At 59.5% G+C, this 16,514-nt stretch carries 17 protein-coding genes and 1 tRNA gene; 9 read left to right on the forward strand and 9 right to left on the reverse strand.

The features are described from left to right. The first annotated feature begins 14 nt into the window (after positions 1-14). The gene (locus AGR1_RS05870) at positions 15-674 is read left to right on the forward strand and encodes a TetR/AcrR family transcriptional regulator (RefSeq protein ID WP_149146420.1); all 660 of its coding nucleotides are present in this window, start codon (positions 15-17) and stop codon (positions 672-674) included. 94 nt (positions 675-768) lie between these two features. Here the strand turns inward: AGR1_RS05870 and fdhA are convergent, their stop codons facing one another. Both fdhA and AGR1_RS05880 read right to left on the reverse strand, forming a co-directional pair. Then, a complete protein-coding gene (gene fdhA, locus AGR1_RS05875) occupies positions 769-1,959 on the reverse strand; it encodes a formaldehyde dehydrogenase, glutathione-independent (protein ID WP_187772057.1) in 1,191 nt (396 codons plus the stop codon). A gap of 160 nt (positions 1,960-2,119) precedes the next feature. Beyond that, on the reverse strand, positions 2,120-2,992 hold the full coding sequence (locus tag AGR1_RS05880) for an ATP-binding protein (RefSeq protein ID WP_149146421.1): 873 nt from the start codon (positions 2,990-2,992) through the stop codon (positions 2,120-2,122). Positions 2,993-3,198: 206 nt separating this feature from the next. Between AGR1_RS05880 and yajC the strand changes: the two genes are divergently transcribed. From yajC to AGR1_RS05905, 5 genes are all read left to right on the forward strand, one after another. Next, a complete protein-coding gene (gene yajC, locus AGR1_RS05885) occupies positions 3,199-3,546 on the forward strand; it encodes a preprotein translocase subunit YajC (RefSeq protein WP_149146422.1) in 348 nt (115 codons plus the stop codon). An 80-nt stretch (positions 3,547-3,626) separates the two neighbouring features. Next, positions 3,627-6,191, forward strand: a complete 2,565-nt coding sequence (gene secDF / locus AGR1_RS05890; protein ID WP_149146423.1) for a protein translocase subunit SecDF — start codon at positions 3,627-3,629, stop codon at positions 6,189-6,191. Then, positions 6,191-6,583: an Mth938-like domain-containing protein gene (locus AGR1_RS05895; protein ID WP_080790704.1), complete on the forward strand. Its 393-nt coding sequence runs from the start codon at positions 6,191-6,193 to the stop codon at positions 6,581-6,583. The genes secDF and AGR1_RS05895 overlap by 1 nt, the downstream gene beginning before the upstream one ends. 23 nt (positions 6,584-6,606) lie before the next feature. Next, positions 6,607-7,452, forward strand: coding sequence for a phytoene/squalene synthase family protein (locus AGR1_RS05900; RefSeq protein WP_080790705.1), 846 nt, complete (start codon positions 6,607-6,609; stop codon positions 7,450-7,452). A 144-nt stretch (positions 7,453-7,596) separates the two neighbouring features. Continuing rightward, positions 7,597-8,055, forward strand: coding sequence for a hypothetical protein (locus tag AGR1_RS05905; protein WP_080790706.1), 459 nt, complete (start codon positions 7,597-7,599; stop codon positions 8,053-8,055). A 19-nt stretch (positions 8,056-8,074) separates the two neighbouring features. Here AGR1_RS05905 and AGR1_RS05910 read toward each other — a convergent pair whose 3' ends face one another. The 3 genes from AGR1_RS05910 to lipB form a co-directional block, all read right to left on the reverse strand. Further along, positions 8,075-9,010 carry a DMT family transporter gene (locus AGR1_RS05910; RefSeq protein ID WP_162927355.1) on the reverse strand — a complete coding sequence of 312 codons (936 nt, stop codon included), beginning with the start codon at positions 9,008-9,010 and terminating at the stop codon, positions 8,075-8,077. Between the two features lie 87 nt (positions 9,011-9,097). Beyond that, entirely contained in the window at positions 9,098-10,165 is a 1,068-nt protein-coding gene (locus AGR1_RS05915) for an NAD(P)-dependent alcohol dehydrogenase (RefSeq protein WP_149146424.1), read from the reverse strand. A gap of 66 nt (positions 10,166-10,231) precedes the next feature. Beyond that, a complete protein-coding gene (lipB, locus tag AGR1_RS05920; RefSeq protein WP_121459688.1) occupies positions 10,232-10,963 on the reverse strand; it encodes a lipoyl(octanoyl) transferase LipB in 732 nt (243 codons plus the stop codon). A 189-nt stretch (positions 10,964-11,152) separates the two neighbouring features. Here lipB and AGR1_RS05925 point away from each other — a divergent pair. Then, a tRNA-Leu gene (locus AGR1_RS05925) sits at positions 11,153-11,237 on the forward strand. A gap of 609 nt (positions 11,238-11,846) precedes the next feature. Beyond that, entirely contained in the window at positions 11,847-12,233 is a 387-nt protein-coding gene (locus AGR1_RS05935) for a PAS domain-containing protein (protein ID WP_136903024.1), read from the forward strand. 76 nt (positions 12,234-12,309) lie between these two features. Here the strand turns inward: AGR1_RS05935 and AGR1_RS05940 are convergent, their stop codons facing one another. Continuing rightward, on the reverse strand, positions 12,310-12,477 hold the full coding sequence (locus AGR1_RS05940; RefSeq protein ID WP_003502827.1) for a Thivi_2564 family membrane protein: 168 nt from the start codon (positions 12,475-12,477) through the stop codon (positions 12,310-12,312). A 122-nt stretch (positions 12,478-12,599) separates the two neighbouring features. On the opposite strand from AGR1_RS05940, the gene AGR1_RS05945 reads away from it, so the two are divergent. Then, a complete protein-coding gene (locus AGR1_RS05945) occupies positions 12,600-13,028 on the forward strand; it encodes an OsmC family protein (protein ID WP_149146425.1) in 429 nt (142 codons plus the stop codon). A gap of 3 nt (positions 13,029-13,031) precedes the next feature. Here the strand turns inward: AGR1_RS05945 and AGR1_RS05950 are convergent, their stop codons facing one another. From AGR1_RS05950 to AGR1_RS05960, 3 genes are read right to left on the reverse strand one after another with little or no spacing between them, the layout of a single operon-like run. Continuing rightward, entirely contained in the window at positions 13,032-13,526 is a 495-nt protein-coding gene (locus AGR1_RS05950) for a peptide deformylase (RefSeq protein WP_149146426.1), read from the reverse strand. A gap of 17 nt (positions 13,527-13,543) precedes the next feature. Next, positions 13,544-13,846, reverse strand: a complete 303-nt coding sequence (locus AGR1_RS05955; protein ID WP_149146427.1) for a hypothetical protein — start codon at positions 13,844-13,846, stop codon at positions 13,544-13,546. Next, on the reverse strand, positions 13,846-16,146 hold the full coding sequence (locus tag AGR1_RS05960) for an FdhF/YdeP family oxidoreductase (RefSeq protein WP_187772058.1): 2,301 nt from the start codon (positions 16,144-16,146) through the stop codon (positions 13,846-13,848). The genes AGR1_RS05955 and AGR1_RS05960 overlap by 1 nt, the downstream gene beginning before the upstream one ends. Positions 16,147-16,514: the final 368 nt, after the last annotated feature.

Consider the following 16,514-nt stretch of genomic DNA (forward strand, 5'->3'; position numbering starts at 1 on the left):
CAGGTTCGAAATCAATGAAGAAAAGCAGTACCGGGCGAACGGCGGCACCCCCCACACGCCAGAAAATTATCGACGCCGCTCTCATCCTGTTTAACGAGCGCGGGCCGGATCATGTGACGACGGCCGAGATCGCTAGAGCGGTAGAGATCAATGAGGGCAATCTCTATTATCATTTCCGCACCAAGGAAGCGCTGGTTCTGGCGCTGTTTGCCCGGTTCGAGGCCGATGCGCTGGAAATTGTCGGAAAGATTGACGGGGCAGATGAGGGAGCGGCGGAAACCTATGCCGGTTTTCTGCGGCTCTGGTTTTCGCTCGTATGGGACTACCGTTTCCTGTTTCGCGATCTGGTCGCTCTTGTCTCTTCCGCTCCGGCGCTGGTGGAGCCGGTGCGAACCATAAGCGCGGCCATGCGCCTTGCCGTCGGCGATATCGTCGCCCGTATGGAGAAAGCGGGGCTGGCGGCAATTCCGGAGGAAGAACGCCCAGCCGTCCTGACGAATCTCTGGATCGTTTTCACCTATTGGGCGGCCTATCTCAACCTTCAGGAAGGTATCACCGAATTTGGTCCACAGCAGCTGGACTGGGGATTGAAGCAGGTCTCAAGTCTGTTCAGACCCTATCTCTCGCAGGAAGCGAAAAACGAGCTGGACGTGCTGTTGGTAGGGGAGCCATAGTTTCACCTGACGGCGACACAGTCGAAAAATAAGACGCCCGCGACGATATCCGTCGCGGGCGTTTCAACTCGTCAGCCGTCTGCGGGCAGAAATATCAGGCGGCCTTCAGCAGATCACCATGCGGGTCGAGCACGAACTTGGTGGCAGCGCCCTGGTCAAAGCTTTCATAACCCTGCACGGCATCATCAAGCGCAATGATCTTGGCGTTGACGATATCGGCAATCGGCAGGCGGTCGTGCAGGATCGCCTGCATGAGCTGGCGGTTATATTTCAGCACCGGCGTCTGGCCGGTGTGGAAGGATTGCGCCTTTGCCCAGCCGAGGCCGAAGCGTAGCGACAGACTGCCCTGTTTTGCCGCCGCATCCACCGCGCCCGGGTCCTCGGTGACATAGAGGCCCGGAATGCCGATGGAGCCGGCGGCGCGGGTGATTTCCATCATCTGGTTGAGAACGATCGCAGGCTGTTCGCCGCCCGCATGGCCGCGTGCTTCGAAGCCGACGGCGTCGATGGCGCTGTCCACTTCGTTGGTGCCGACGATTTCGGCGATCATGTCGCCCAGCCGGTCGCCCTTGGAGAGATCGACAGGTTCGAAGCCGACTTTCGCCGCGTGCGCAAGGCGATCCTTGTTGAAATCGCCAATCATGACGACGGCCGCACCCAGAATGCGTGCGGAGGCGGCAGCGGCAAGACCGACCGGGCCGGCACCCGCGACATAGACCGTGGAGCCGACGCCAACGCCCGCCTTGACGGCGCCATGGAAGCCTGTCGGCAGAATGTCTGACAGCATGGTGAGGTCGCGGATTTTCGACATCGCCTTGTCGCGGTCCGGGAACTTCAGTAGGTTGAAATCGGCATAGGGGATGGTGACGTAACGGGCCTGTCCGCCGATCCAGCCACCCATATCGACATAACCGTAGGCGCCGCCGGCGCGGGACGGGTTCACCGTCAGGCAGACGCCGGTATCCTGCGACTTGCAGCAGCGGCAACGGCCGCAGGCGACGTTGAACGGCACGGAGACGATGTCGCCCACCTGCAGCATCTCGACGTCGATGCCTTTTTCGATGACTTCGCCGGTGATTTCATGACCGAGAACAAGGCCCGGCATCGCGGTGGTGCGGCCGCGCACCATGTGCTGGTCGGAGCCGCAGATATTCGTGGAAATCACCTTGAGAATGACACCGTGCTCGATGCGGCGGCCATCCGGCGCTTCAAGCTTGGGGTCGTCGATGTCGCGGACTTCGACCTGACCCGGCCGCATGTAAACGACGCCTCTGTTCCTGCTCATATCCATCTCCTCCATGGTTCGAACACCGTACCTGTCCGCTCCTCTGCGGCAGGATGACTGGCTGGGTGTAGCAAACCACGGGAGGGGAGATGTGGCGTTCGGGAATACGACACGCGGTGTGATCGTAACGACACCGTGTTTCGCCCGATGTCAGGGCGCGTTATCTTTCGAGTGGCTTTCTGAGGCGGCCGGCGGCGTCCTGAATATATTGCCAGGCCACACGGCCCGAGCGGCCGCCGCGCGTGGTCGCCCATTCCAGCGCCTCGTGATGCAGCGTTTCACGGTCCAGACCCAGATCGAAATGCGCCGCATAGCTGTCGATCATCGTCAGATAGTCTTCCTGGCCGCATTTATGGAAGCCGAGCCAGAGGCCGAAGCGATCCGACAACGACACCTTTTCCTCAACCGCTTCGGACGGGTTTATGGCAGTGGACTGCTCGTTCTCCATCATGTGGCGGGGCAGAAGATGGCGGCGGTTGGAGGTCGCATAAAACAGCACATTGTCGGGTCGTCCTTCGATGCCGCCATCGAGCGCCGCCTTCAGCGACTTGTAGGCCGTGTCGTCATGGTCGAAGGAGAGATCGTCGCAGAAAACGATGACGCGATGGCCTGACGTCTTCAGGATGTCGAGCAGGGCGGGCAGGGTGTGGATGTCCTCGCGGTGCACTTCCACCAGCTTGAGAGATACCCCGCTTGCCGCGCGCACATCTTCGTGAACGGCCTTGACCAGCGACGATTTGCCCATGCCGCGCGCGCCCCACAAAAGCACATTGTTGGCGGCAAAACCCTCTGCGAAACGCAGCGTGTTTTCATGGAGGATGTCGCGGACATGATCGACGCCGCGAATGAGTTTCAGGGCGATGCGATTGGGGCGGGGAACCGGCTGGATGAAGGAGTTGACCGGGACCCAGACGAAACAATCGGCCGCATTCCAGTCGTTTACGGCGGGCGCCGGCCCGGCCAGACGTTCCACGGCGATGGTGAGCCGGCGCAGTTCTGAAAGAAGCAGGGAGGCCGTTTCTTCTCGAATCATGGTGTTTCTTCCACTTGTCTGGTGTTCAAAACTCTGTTTTGCGCCCGGCCTAGCATGGCGTTTCAGGCCCATAAAGGTTAAGAGGTCCGGAATCGGTACGGCGTGGGCCCTGCATCTGTTGCAATCCCGGCGTTCCCCACTATATTCCGGCGGCTTGAAAGCTGGGGCGGCATCCAAGGTCGTGCCGTAATTCTGAGGAGTTTTATATGTTCATTAGTCAAGCTTTTGCCCAGGACGCAGCAGGCGGCGCATCTGCCTTCGGTTCCGGCCTTGAGATGCTTTTCCTGTTTGCGCCGCTCATGGTGGTCTGGTACTTTTTCCTTATCCGCCCGCAGCGCGCGCAGATGAAGAAGCGGCAGGAAACGCTGTCCAATATTCGCCGCGGCGATCAGGTCGTTCTTGGCGGCGGCATCGTCGGCAAGGTGGTCAAGGTCATCGATGACAATGAACTCGAAGTCGAAATCGCCGAAGGCGTGAAAATCCGCGCTGCCCGTGCTTACATTGCCGAAGTGCGCGTGAAGGGCGAAGTGGTCAAGACGGAAGCCGCTTCCTGATCCTGCCGGATTATCGAATGCCCGATTGCGAATTTTGACGGGTTGCGCGGAGCGCGACCCCAACCCTGACCGAGATCGAAATGCTTCATTTTTCCCGTTGGAAAACAGTCTTCATCTGGCTGCTTGTGCTGGCAAGCGTCGTCATCGCCTCTCCTAACCTGTTTACGGACAAGCAACTGGAGGGCATGCCTGCCTGGTACAAGGACAACAAGGTAACGCTCGGTCTCGACCTTCAGGGCGGTTCGCACATCATGCTCAAGATCGAGCGTTCCGACATCGTCAAGGAACGGCTTGAAACGATCGTGGGCGATGTGCGTACGCAGCTTCGCGACGCCAACATCCGCTATTCGGGGCTTACCGGCAACGGGCAGCAGATTCAGGTCCGCATCAGCGACCCCGCTCAGGTGGAAGCAGCAAAGAATGCACTTCGTGAACTGACGCAGCCGGTGTCCGCCGGCACGCTGGTTGGCGGTTCCATCACCGAAGTGACGATGAATGACGGCGGCGACAATCTGCTCAGGCTCAACCTGACGGATGAAGGCATCGACTACCGCCTGTCGTCCGCCGTGTCGCAGTCCATCGAGGTCGTGCGTCGCCGCGTTGACGAAGTCGGCACCACTGAGCCTCTCATCCAGCGTCAGGGTTCGGACCGCATCATCGTGCAGGTGCCCGGCCTTCAGGATCCGCAGCGCCTGAAATCGCTCTTGAACCAGACGGCAAAGCTTTCCTTCCGCATGGTCGACACGACGATGCCGGTACAGGAAGCCATGAATGGTCGCCCGCCCGCGACCTCCGAGGTTCTCTATTCGCAGGACGATCCGCCGGTTCCTTATCTGGTAGAACGCCGTGCGCTTGTTTCCGGCGACAATCTCGTCGACGCGCAGGCAAGCTTCAACCAGCAGACCAACGAACCCGTCGTTACCTTCCGCTTCGACAGCCGCGGTGCGCAGCGCTTTGCGCAGGCGACGCAGCAGAATGTCGGTAAGCCTTTCGCCATCGTGCTCGATAATCAGGTCATCTCCGCGCCTGTCATCCGGGAGCCGATCATCGGCGGTTCGGGACAGATTTCCGGCAATTTCTCGGTGCAGGGCGCCAACGATCTCGCGGTTCTGCTCCGCGCCGGTGCGCTGCCGGCCACGCTGACCGTCGTTGAAGAGCGCACCGTAGGCCCAAGCCTCGGTAACGACTCCATCACCGCCGGCTTGACGGCCAGCGCCATCGGCGCCGTGGGCGTCCTCATTTTCATGTTCGTCTTCTACGGCTTCTTCGGCCTGCTGGCGAATATCGCCCTTATCGTCAACGTCATCATGCTGCTCGCGGTCCTCAGTGTGATCGGATCGACGCTGACCCTGCCGGGTATTGCCGGCATCGTCTTGACCATCGGGATGGCGGTGGATTCCAACGTTCTGATCTATGAGCGCATACGCGAGGAAGTGAAGAGCGGCAAACCGCTGATTCAGGCGCTGGATAACGGCTTCACCCGCGCCTTTGCGACCATTGTCGACGCCAACCTGACGACGCTGATCGTGGCAAGCGTGTTGTTCTACATGGGTACCGGTCCGGTCAAGGGCTTCGCGGTCACGCTAGCCGTCGGTATCATCACCACCGTCTTCACGGCCTATACGCTGACGGCGTGGATGTTCGGCTACTGGGTTCGCCGCAGCCGTCCGAAACATTTGCCGAAGGGTGTCCGCACCGCCATGTTCGACGGCCGCGATATCCCCTTCATGCGCTACCGTCGCGTGGTCTTCATGATCACCGGCGCCGTGATGCTCGCCTGTGTCGGCGGCTTCGTCGCCAAGGGGCTTAACCTCGGTATCGATTTCCAGGGCGGCTCGGTCATCGAAGTGCGCGCCAAGCAGGGCGATGCCGATATTGCCGATATTCGCGATCGTCTGAACCAGCTGAACCTCGGTGAAATCCAGGCGCAGAATTTCGGTACGCCTCAGGATGTTCTCATCCGCATCCAGGCGCAGGACGGCGGCGAGAATGCCGAACAGTCCGCCATAACCATGGTGCGTGGCGAGCTTGAGGACAAATATGACTTCCGCCGCGTGGAAGTTGTCGGCCCTGCCGTTTCCGGCGACCTGACCACGTCCTCCACGATCGGCGTCGTGCTCGCCATGGCGGCGATCATGGTCTATATCTGGGTTCGTTTCGAGTGGCAGTTCGCGCTCGGTGCGGTCATCTCCATGGTGCACGACGTGGTCTTCACGATAGGCCTGTTCGTGTTCCTTGGAATAGAATTCAACCTGACCAGTATCGCGGCGATTTTGACGATCATCGGTTATTCGTTGAACGACACCGTGGTCATTTACGACCGTATTCGCGAAAACCTCAGGCGTTATAAGAAGATGCCGTTGCCGATGATTATCGACGCGTCGCTAAACCAGACGCTGTCGCGTACCATCCTTACCGGTCTGACCGTGCTTCTGGCGCTGCTCGCGCTCTACCTCTTCGGCGGCGAGGTCATCCGCTCATTCACCTTCGCCATGCTGTTCGGCGTCGGTATCGGGGTGTTCTCCTCGGTCTATATCGCAGCTCCGGTGCTGATTGCGTTCAAGCTGCGCCCCGAAAGCAAGGATGCGGAAGACGAGAAGGACGACAAGTCCGGTAACGCCATCGGCGGCAAGCCTGCCGTCTGATGGCTGGCGGGATCGAAATACGCCCGGCCCATTTTCCCGGCCGGGCGCCCATCGATGCCTATGGCAACGGCGGGTTCCGCTTTGCAGACATGTCGCATCGTGGTTCGCTGCTGCTCCTGCCTTCGGGTATCTATGGGTGGGAGCCCGTTGATGCGAAAGAATTGACCGTCGGACATTTCGAAAAGCTTCTGGCGGAAGCGCAGGATATCGAAGTGCTGCTGATCGGAACGGGTGACGGCATGCGGGTTCTGTCGAAGGAATTACGCGCCGCCTTCAAGGAGGCGGGCATTTCCGTTGACCCGATGAGCACGGGTGCCGCCGTGCGCACCTATAATATCATGCTGTCGGAATCGCGTGCCGTGGCTGCGGCGCTGATTGCCGTCGAAGGCTGACAGGACGTCTCGCGCGGGGAACCATGGCACCCACAGAAAATCTAGACGTCTGCCTCGCGACGCTGCGCGATACCGATCGTGATCGCTATCTCGCGTCTCTTCTGTCGCCCGCAGACAGGCGCAATGCACTTGCCGCATTATACGCCTTCAACGCCGAAATCGCTCGCATCCGCGATTCCGTGCGCGAAGCACTGCCCGGCGAAGTGCGCATGCAATGGTGGCGCGATCTTCTCGACGGCAATCCACACGGCGACAGCCAGTCCCACCCGGTGGCTGCCGCTCTTTTGACGACGGTCGAGCACTATCGCCTGCCGCGCCCGGTTCTCGCCAATATGATCGAGGCGCGTATCTTCGATCTCTATGACGACCTGTTCGAGGATCGCAATGCGCTGGAAGGTTATGCCGGAGAGACCGCATCCGCATTGATCCAGCTTGCAAGTCTCGTGCTTTCCACCGAAGACGCCGCATCGAGCGCGGAGGCGGCAGGGCACGCGGGCGTGGCGCAGGCCATGGCCGGCATGCTGCTGCTCATGCCGCTGCACCGGCGTCGCGGCCAGGTCTATATTCCCGCCGATATGCTGGCTGCGGCCGGGCTCGACCGAGAAACATTTCTCGAAGGTCAGGACAGGCAGCGTATCGGTATCGCCATCGAAATTTTCGCGGCCCATGCGCTGGATCATATCGAGAAGGCGAGGCGTGCGAAGATTTCGAAAAATGTCTTTGCCGCCTATCTTCCCGTCGCCCTGTCCGGTCCGGTCATCGCTGCCGCGAGAAAGGCGGGGAGCGGCGTATTTGACGGCGACCTGCAGCTGTCGCAGCTTCGCCGGCAATGGCTGCTGGCAAAGGCTTCCTTCCTCAAGCGTTTCTGATGGCGCTGACTGCGCCAGGCTGCGAATCGAGATCGATCCCGCAAAGCCACACTTCACACAAGCCTCGGTCTATATGAACCTGAACCGGTTCGCATCGTTTCGATTCGCGAATCTTGATGTTGCTATACTGAGGGAGCGCCCCGGATGAATATTGCGATCTGGATTATCGTTTTCGTGCTGCTTTCAGTCTTTGCCGTTTACGCCTGGCGCATGTCGCGGGCGACGGACGAGGATAACAGTCATGATGTGGGGCAGGCGATTATGGATTTCGCCCGCGCCTTTCCCAACGAAGCGATCAGAAGCCTGCACATGACGGCGGATGGTGGTGCCGCCTTCGTGCGGCTGCACGACAACAAGGCCGGCTTCATGCGCAATATGGGGTCGCATTATGTGTGTGTAATGATCGATCCCGAGCGCATCCGGGTCGAGAGTCTGGAAAGCGGCGACGGTTTTGTCGTCACCTTCTTCGACATGCCGAAATATAGCGGCTCATACCGGTTCAAATCGGCCGGAGAGGCGGCCGAGGTTTCCCTCTGGCTGCTCGGCAGTCTCGTGGAGGCGCAGGACCATCACGACGAAGGGCCGCTGCCCTCGAATAGTTGAGAAATAACTGTGCCGGCTGTCATTGTCCGTCAAGCGGCGGGTTTGCGCCGTCTTTCTGGCGCTCGCGCCAGATGATGAACAGGCCGGATGCGACGATGATGAAGATGCCAAGCCATTTTGACGGCGTCGGGAAATCTGAAAACAGCGCATAACCGAGGATCGTCGCCGAGATGATCTCGAAATACTGGAACGGCGCCAGCAGAGAAAGCGGCGCCAGCCGGAAGGCCCTGACGATCAAAAGGTGCATGTAGCCGGATATCGATCCCAGCAGGATTAGCAGGGTAAGCGTAAAGCCGGATTGCGGAAGCGAGACGGCGAAATCCCTGTCGCCTAGCGCATCACCGGCGAAGAGTGCGGCACCCATGAACACGGTCCCCGCGATGCCGGACATGGTCTGCATGACCAACGGGCTGTCGGCATTGCCGATGGCGCGGTTCAAAAAGAGGTAAAGCGTATAAAGAAAGGCGCAGGCAACCGGCAGAAGCGACATCCAGCCGAAGATTTCGAAGCTGGGCTGGATGACGATCAGCGCGCCGCCGAAGCCGACCGCAATCGCCGTCCAGCGCTTCCAGCCGACCTTGTCGCCGAGGAACAGGGCCGACATCATCGTCAGCATGAAGGGTTCGACGAAATAGATGGCGAAGACATCGGCGAGCGGCATGTATTTGACGGCGGCGAAGAACATCAGGCTGGCCGAGGCATGCAGGACGCCACGCAGGCAGTTCATCCATGGCCGTCTGGCACTGAACAGCGCCCTGGGTGACACCACGATCAGCAGCGGCAGGGTGCAGAGCACCTGGAAAAAGAAGCGGTAGAAGGTCACCTGCGCCGGCGACATGCCGCCGCTCACCGCCATGTATTTGGCGATGGCATCCATGACCGGCAGCACCAGCATGCAACCCGCCATGATGGCCATGCCCCTGGCGATATCGTTGAAACCGGTCTGGCTGGTCATGGAGCGGGGAATCATGGGTCAGGCTACGCTTTCGACCGAAAGGTCCAACGGGAGAGGGGACGCCCGCAAGGTCGCCCCCTTTCAGGGTCAGGCGGCCTTCTGGCGCGGCAGGCTCTTCATATCAATCACGAAACGATAACGCACATCGCTTTTTATCATGCGTTCATAAGCGTCGTTGATCTGATCGATATCGATCATCTCGATTTCGGCGGCGATGCCTTTTTCGGCGCAGAAATCCAGCATTTCCTGCGTCTCGGGAATGCCGCCGATCATCGAGCCGGCAAAGGTCTTGCGTCCGGGGATGAGGCTGAAGGCCATCACCGAGAGCGGCTTTTCCGGTGCACCCACCTGTACCAGCGCGCCGTCACGTTTCAGCAGCGCCAGATAGGCGTTGATGTCATGGTCGGCGGCCACGGCATCGATGATGAGATCGAGGCTCGAAGCGGCCTTTTTCATCTGCTCGGCGTCGCGGGAGATGATTACCTCGTGTGCGCCGAGCTTTTTTGCATCCTCGGCCTTGCCGGGCGAGGTGGTGATCATCACCACCGTCGCACCCATGGCATTGGCGAGCTTGACCGCCATATGGCCAAGACCGCCGAGACCGACGACGCCGACACGCTTGCCGGGTCCGGCGTTCCAGTGACGCAGCGGCGAATAGGTGGTGATACCCGCGCAGAGCAGGGGTGCTGCTGCCGCCGGATCGAGGCCTTCGGGAATGTTGAGGACGTAACGGTCATCGACGACCACATGGGCGGAATAACCGCCAAGTGTATGCGCGCCGCCGCCCATCGCCTTGTCGGGGGAGTTATAGGTACCGGTCATGCCGTTTTCGCAATATTGCTCCAGACCCTCCGCGCAGCTTGCGCATTCCCGGCAGCTATCGACAATACAGCCGACGCCGACGCGGTCTCCGGTCTTGAACCGGGTCACCTGCGAGCCGACACGCCCGACGCGGCCAACGATTTCGTGGCCGGGAACGCATGGGTAGAGGGAGCCCGCCCATTCGCTGCGGGCCGTGTGGATATCGGAGTGGCAGACGCCACAGAATTCGATCTCGATTTCGACATCGCGCGGGCCGGGATCGCGGCGCTTGATGGTCGCAAGCTTCATCGGCGAAGAACCGTCATCGCAGGCATAAGCGGACGTAGTGAACATGATCGTTCCTCCTCTTGTGGTGATCGATGCTGGAAACACCGGCCTGCGGCAAAGGTTGCGGTGGGATCAGCCGCTTGCGCCGGCGTCGGGCGCTGCTTCGCCAAACACCTCCTCAAAGGCCTCGCGCAGCAGAACGTCGACGTCGCCGATCATAACCGGCAATCCAAGATCAACAAGGCTGGTGACGCCATAGGCGCTGATGCCGCAGGGAACGATGCCGGAAAAATGCGAGAGGTCTGGATCGACATTGATCGAGAGCCCGTGGAAGCTCACCCATTTGCGCAGTCTGATGCCAAGTGCCGCGATCTTGTCCTCCGCCATGCCGCCATCGGGAAGCAGCGGTTTTTCCGGCCGCCGGACCCAGACGCCGACGCGGTCCTCGCGTCGCTCACCGCGGACATTCATCTTGTCGAGCGTGCGGATGATGACATCCTCCAGCGCCGCCACATAGGCGCGTACATCCTGCCGCCGCCGTTTCAGATCGAGCATCACGTAGACAACCCGCTGGCCCGGCCCGTGATAGGTATATTCACCGCCGCGACCCGTTGCGAAGACGGGAAAACGCTCCGGCTCTATAAGGTCGGCGACATCGGCGCTGGTGCCGGCGGTGTAGAGCGGCGGATGTTCCAGAAGCCAGACGAGTTCATCGGCCTCGCCGCTGGCGATGGCGGCGACTTCACGCTCCATTTCCTCAATCGCCTGCTCATAGGGCACGAGGCCTTCCGAGATTCGCCAGCGAACGGGCGGGGAACCGGCGGCGGGCAGCATGTTTGTCTCTATTTCGGTGCGTGTGAGCATGAAAAAGTCCTTTCCACAGCCTTCTCGCAAAATGACGACAGGGCGGCAACCCCAGCATTTCCGGGCTTCCTGCATATAGGATGGTGCGGCGCGATTTTTAATTTCAAAAAACTGTCACGACGCTCTTGTGCACCGAAAATCCTTTTGCTACATGCACCCCCGTCGGCGCAAGTCGACACCTACCACGATGCGGTCGTGGCGGAATTGGTAGACGCGCAGCGTTGAGGTCGCTGTGGGGCAACCCGTGGAAGTTCGAGTCTTCTCGACCGCACCAAAGAAACCCGCTTCGGCGGGTTTTTTCTTTTTTAGCCAGTCGTTTAGATAGCTTTCTGTTTTCTGCTCGCGGTTTCGTTGGGCCAGAGCTCGGGCGGCTGCGATGTGATTTTCGTCACTGCCCGGGCTTTATAATTTGGTTCGGAAAATTCTCGATCTGCTGCTATTCCAGCATGTTCATCGCGATTTAGCGTCGAATGATATTTGAAGCCGTACCATTTCCCTGATGGTTGCCATCTCCGACGCGATACGGGTCACCGTCCATGACTTGGTCCATGCGCCATTGAGACCCTCGGTATGGACTTTCCCACGTCTGGCACCCGGCAAGAGCGGCAGTTACCGTCAGCAGTCCGAGAGTGAGAGCGGTTCGCAGCATATTAGCCTCCTATGGAATTTCGTCGCACAGCTATGTAGGATGAGGTTGGCGGCTTTGCGATGTCTTCCAGGAATTTATCGCTCCTTTGAAATCGTACTCCGATCAGACCGACATGAAATTTCGGTGGATATCAATGCACGCTCCGGTGGACATCGGCTTCACCCTAAAAAACGAGGGGTGGAATATCAGAGGTCTGATGTTAGCTTTCGTCAGGAAAAATGTCCGGGGGGTTTCGTGCTGGGGGACAAAACGGATTCAGACAATGCGCTTGGCTATTACATGTGGAGTATTTCCGACAACAGGCTGATCATGGATGCCGTCACCGCGGAGTGTCATGGCTTTTCGGAACCGGTTGCGTCACGCGGCGTGACGATTGAGGCGATTCTCGAAAGAATAGATGTCGAAATGCGCGATCAGGTGGCGCAGGCCATTTTTGAGAGCATTACGACAGGTGTTTTTTTTGACCAGCGTTACAAGGTCAATCTGCCGGACGGATCGAACCGGTGGATCGTGGCGAAGGGCAGGGCGATTTTTGATGCCGACAATACGCCGTTTCTGGGCATTGGCAGCGTTCGGGATATTACCCTGAAAAAAACCTATCAGTTCGAGCCTCGGCAATAGCAATCCGGGCGCTTGAAACCGCGCATAAAAAGAGGCGGCCTTCGCCGCCTTTTTTAGTTTGCACCGTGCTTGGACATCAGAAGACGGCAAGATATTTCAGCAGCGAAATAATGCCGATGATGATGACGATCACCTGCGCAATCTGTTTCGCACCGCCGCCGACCGGCAGGCGCGCGATAAGCCACAAGACGAGCACGATCACCAGGAAGGTGATCAGAATGCTGACGAGCGTAGATGTAACCATATGTCCCAGCTCCCTGTAAAATAAAGGCTTCAACGGTCGTTCACCGTTGTGTGAGTAAAAAGCGCCAGATAGATTTTTGTTCCACGCAGTTGATTGCGCGCGATTAAATTAGGACTTGCTGAATGGCAGATGGTGGGAAGGTGAAGTTGCGTCCCGTGGGGGCGAGGGCCGCGGTGGGGCGGCTCGGTCGCCCCACCATTTCGACGGTGACAGGCGGTAAACTGGATGTCGTGACCGGCGTTGCGGAGCCGGGATTCAACCCGATCGATCTACTGTATTCGTCACTCGCCGCCTGTCTTGCACTGAGCGCCCGGATCGCCGCCAGTCGGCTAGGTTTGCTGGAGCGCTTCAATGGTGTGGTTGTTGAGGTCACGGGCGAAAAATCCGCCGAGGAGCCGTACAGCATTGTCCGTTTCGACATTGACATTGCGGTGAGCGGCGATTTCGATGAGAATAGCCGCAACGTCATTGCCCATCTTGCCGAGGATATATGCACCGTCAGCAATACGCTGAAGGGCGATGCGGAATTCGCGATGTCTGTTACCGGCTGACGATCAAGGCTTCCGAGATTTTTCCCATTTTTTCACCAGGCGGTCGCGTTTGAGCTTCGAGAGGCGCTTCAGCCAGAAAATGCCATCCAGCTGGTCGATCTCGTGCTGGATGCAGATGGCGTGAAATCCCTCGGCGGTCTGCCGGTGTCCGCCGCCGGATATGTCCTGAAACCTCACCTCGATACTGCAAGGCCGCTCCACCTCGTCGGTAAAGCCCGGTATCGAGACGCTGCCCTCCATATGGCGCATGGTCTGCGTGGATTGGCTGATTATTTCGGGATTGATGTAGGTCAGGACGGTTCCCGGTGTCAGTTCCAACACGAAAACTCGCTGTTTTATGCCGATATGGGCGGCGGTGATGCCGACGCCTGGTGCAGCGCGCATCGTGTCGGTCAGGTCCGTTACCAGTTCCTGCAATTGGCCGTCGAAAGCCGTGACCGGCGCGCAGATTTCGGACAAACCGGGATGAGGGTAGGGCAGGATCGGCCTGATTGCCAAAGAATGCTCCGTTCGTTTCAAATCCGCAGGGACGCCGCCGCAAGGGCCTGTCCTTCTTCGGTTGCCTCCAGAAAGCTGCGCTGGGTGCGGGCATCGCGTTTTGCCACCCGCACGAAACGTGGCGACAGGGCAGTGATTTCGCGCAGAATGAGGGCGTGCGCAAGCCCCAGCCGGTTGGCGATGCTGCGGCTGTCAGCGGCAATGTTCAGATAAACCGAAAGAAGGATCGCCGCGCCCGTGGCCGTCAACCTCTGTGAGGAGCTTTCCTGTACCCGCTCCACCGCCGCCATGAACGCTGCGGCGGACTGCGCCTCGTCCATCAGGAGACATCCCGGCGCAGGCGAACGGAGACGAGCACCGATTTTGATGTCGGCGTGAAACTGTCTTCGCCATAGCTCGACAGCGGCACCAGCACGTTCAGTTCCGGATAATAACCGCCGACGCTGCCCTGCGGGATATTATAGGGCACCAGCCGGAAATTTCTCGCAATGCGTTCCACGCCGTCGCCATATTCGCCGATGACATCGACGCGCTGGCGGGAATGGGCGCCGAGCGTTTCCATGTCCTTCGGGTTCATGAAGATGACGTTACGTTCGCCATATACGCCGCGATAACGGTCATCCATGCCGTAGATCGTGGTGTTGTATTGATCGTGACTGCGGAAGGTCTGCAAGACGAACAGGTCATCGCGCGTGAGCGCCTGCTGGTGTTCGGTCTGTTCGGGCAGCGGACCGCTATAGAAGGTGGCCTTTTTCGTCGGCGTGTTCCATTCCCGTTCGGCTGCCGCGTTACGCAGATGAAAACCGCGCGGCACACGGACGCGCTCGTTGAAATTATCGAAACCGGGAATGACCCGCTCGATCATGTCGCGGATGAGGTCGTAATCATCGGCAAGCGCTTTCCAGTCGACATGCGCATTGCCAAGTGTCGCCTCGGCGATGCCAGCGACGATGGCCACTTCCGAACGCAGCTCATCCGAGGCCGGTGGATTGATGCCGCCGGAACCGTGCACCATGCTCATGGAATCCTCCACCGTAACGATCTGCGAGCGCCCGGCCGAATTGCGGTCGATTTCCGTTCGGCCGAGGCAGGGCAGCACAAAGGAGGTTTCGCCCGGCACCAGATGCGAATGGTTGAGCTTGGTGGCGATGTTGACGGTCAGCTTCTGCTTTTCGAAAGCCTTGACGATCAGCGGGCTGTCGGGCGTCGCCCGCATGAAATTGCCGCCAAGCGCGATGAAAGTCTGAGCCTTGCCGTCCAGCATCGCGGCGACGGCTTCGACGGTATTGTGGCCGGGCTTGCGCGGCATGGGGACGCCGAGTTCCTTTTCCAGCGCGTCGAGAAGTGCTGGCGGGGCTTTCTCGTCGATGCCGACGGTGCGGTCGCCCTGCACGTTGGAATGGCCGCGCACGGGGCAAAGGCCGGCGCCCGGACGGCCGATATTGCCACGCAGCAGCATGAAATTGGTGATTTCGCGAACGATGATGACCGAATGCCTGTGCTGGGTGACACCCATGGCCCAGGTGGCGATGACTGAACCGGCGTTCATGTAGATGCGGGCGGCTTCCTCGATCTCCGCGCGGGTGAGGCCGGACTGGTCCAGGATGCTCTCCCAGCTCGTCGCATCGACGGCGGCGCGATAGGCATCGAATTCAGCCGAATGTTCGGCAATGAAGTCGTAGTCGATGATGGCGGGTTCGCCCGCCGCCCTTGCTGCATCGTCGGCGGCGAGTACTGCCTTGCTCATGCCGCGCACTGCCGCCATATCGCCGCCCTGACGCGGCTGGTAATAGTTGGTGGCGATTTTTGTGCTGCTGCCGGTGATCATTTCGATCTTGTCCTGCGGGTCGGCGAAGCGCTCCAGACCCTTTTCCCGGATGGGGTTGAAGACGGCGATGCGGGCGCCGCGAAGGGCGGCGCGGCGCAGGTCGCCCAGCATGCGTGGATGGTTGGTGCCGGGATTCTGCCCGATGACGAAAATGGCGTCCGTCTGCTCGAAATCCTCCAGCAGCACCGTGCCCTTGCCGACGCCGATCGATTCTTTCAGGCCGACGCCGCTCGCCTCGTGGCACATGTTGGAGCAGTCGGGGAAATTATTGGTACCGTAGAGCCTGACCATCAGCTGATAGAGGAAGGCCGCCTCGTTGGAGGCGCGGCCGGAGGTATAGAACTCCGCCCGGTCCGGGCTGTCGAGACTGTTGAGGATACGGCCGATTTCGGCGAAGGCCTCGTCCCAGGAGACGGGCAAATATCTGTCGCTCTCCCGGTCATAACGCATGGGATGGGTGAGGCGGCCCTGTTTTTCCAGATCGTAGTCAGACCAGCTGCTCAGTTCGGATACGGTGCGGCTGGCGAAGAAATCCGGCGGCACCCGGGCTTCCGTCGCTTCCCATGATACCGCCTTGACGCCGTTTTCGCAGAACTCGAAAGAGGAGCCATGTTCCGGGTCGCCCCAGGCGCAGCCCGGGCAGTCGAATCCGTCCGGCTGGTTGGTCTTCAAAAGAGTGCGTGCGCCGGAAATTGGCGCGCCGGATTCCAGGAGGCGTTTGCCAACGCTTTTGAGTGCGCCCCAGCCGCCTGCGGCGGTCGATGCCTTGCCTATGAAGTCCGTCTTGCTCATGATCCTGATTCCCGGAATCTGTCTTTTCGTGCCCGCCTGTCGGCGTTTGCCGTTTGTCAAACGCCTATCCAGAAGCTCCTATCCACTCTGACTGTCAATGTCTTAATTGTGCATTGCGGCAAAACCTTTGTTCGCCCGTTCGACATTTAAAACGGGAACGGCGTAAAGGGGGTGGACGTTGTCGTAAAACAAGCTGCAAAGCTTGGTTAAACATGCCTTTAGCCATCGGCGGAGGCTGAGCCTGAAAACAGGAAGAGGAATGTTGAATGGATTTTTCGCCGCGGCCGGAGAGCTTGTGTATTTGCTGCTACCCGGTTGTTGACAATATACCTTTTAACGCCATTCTGCCTGCGCATCCGTGCACTGCC

Origin of the sequence: Agrobacterium sp. B1(2019) (genome assembly GCF_008274755.1) — a bacterium.
Classification (GTDB): Bacteria; Pseudomonadota; Alphaproteobacteria; order Rhizobiales; family Rhizobiaceae; genus Agrobacterium; species Agrobacterium salinitolerans.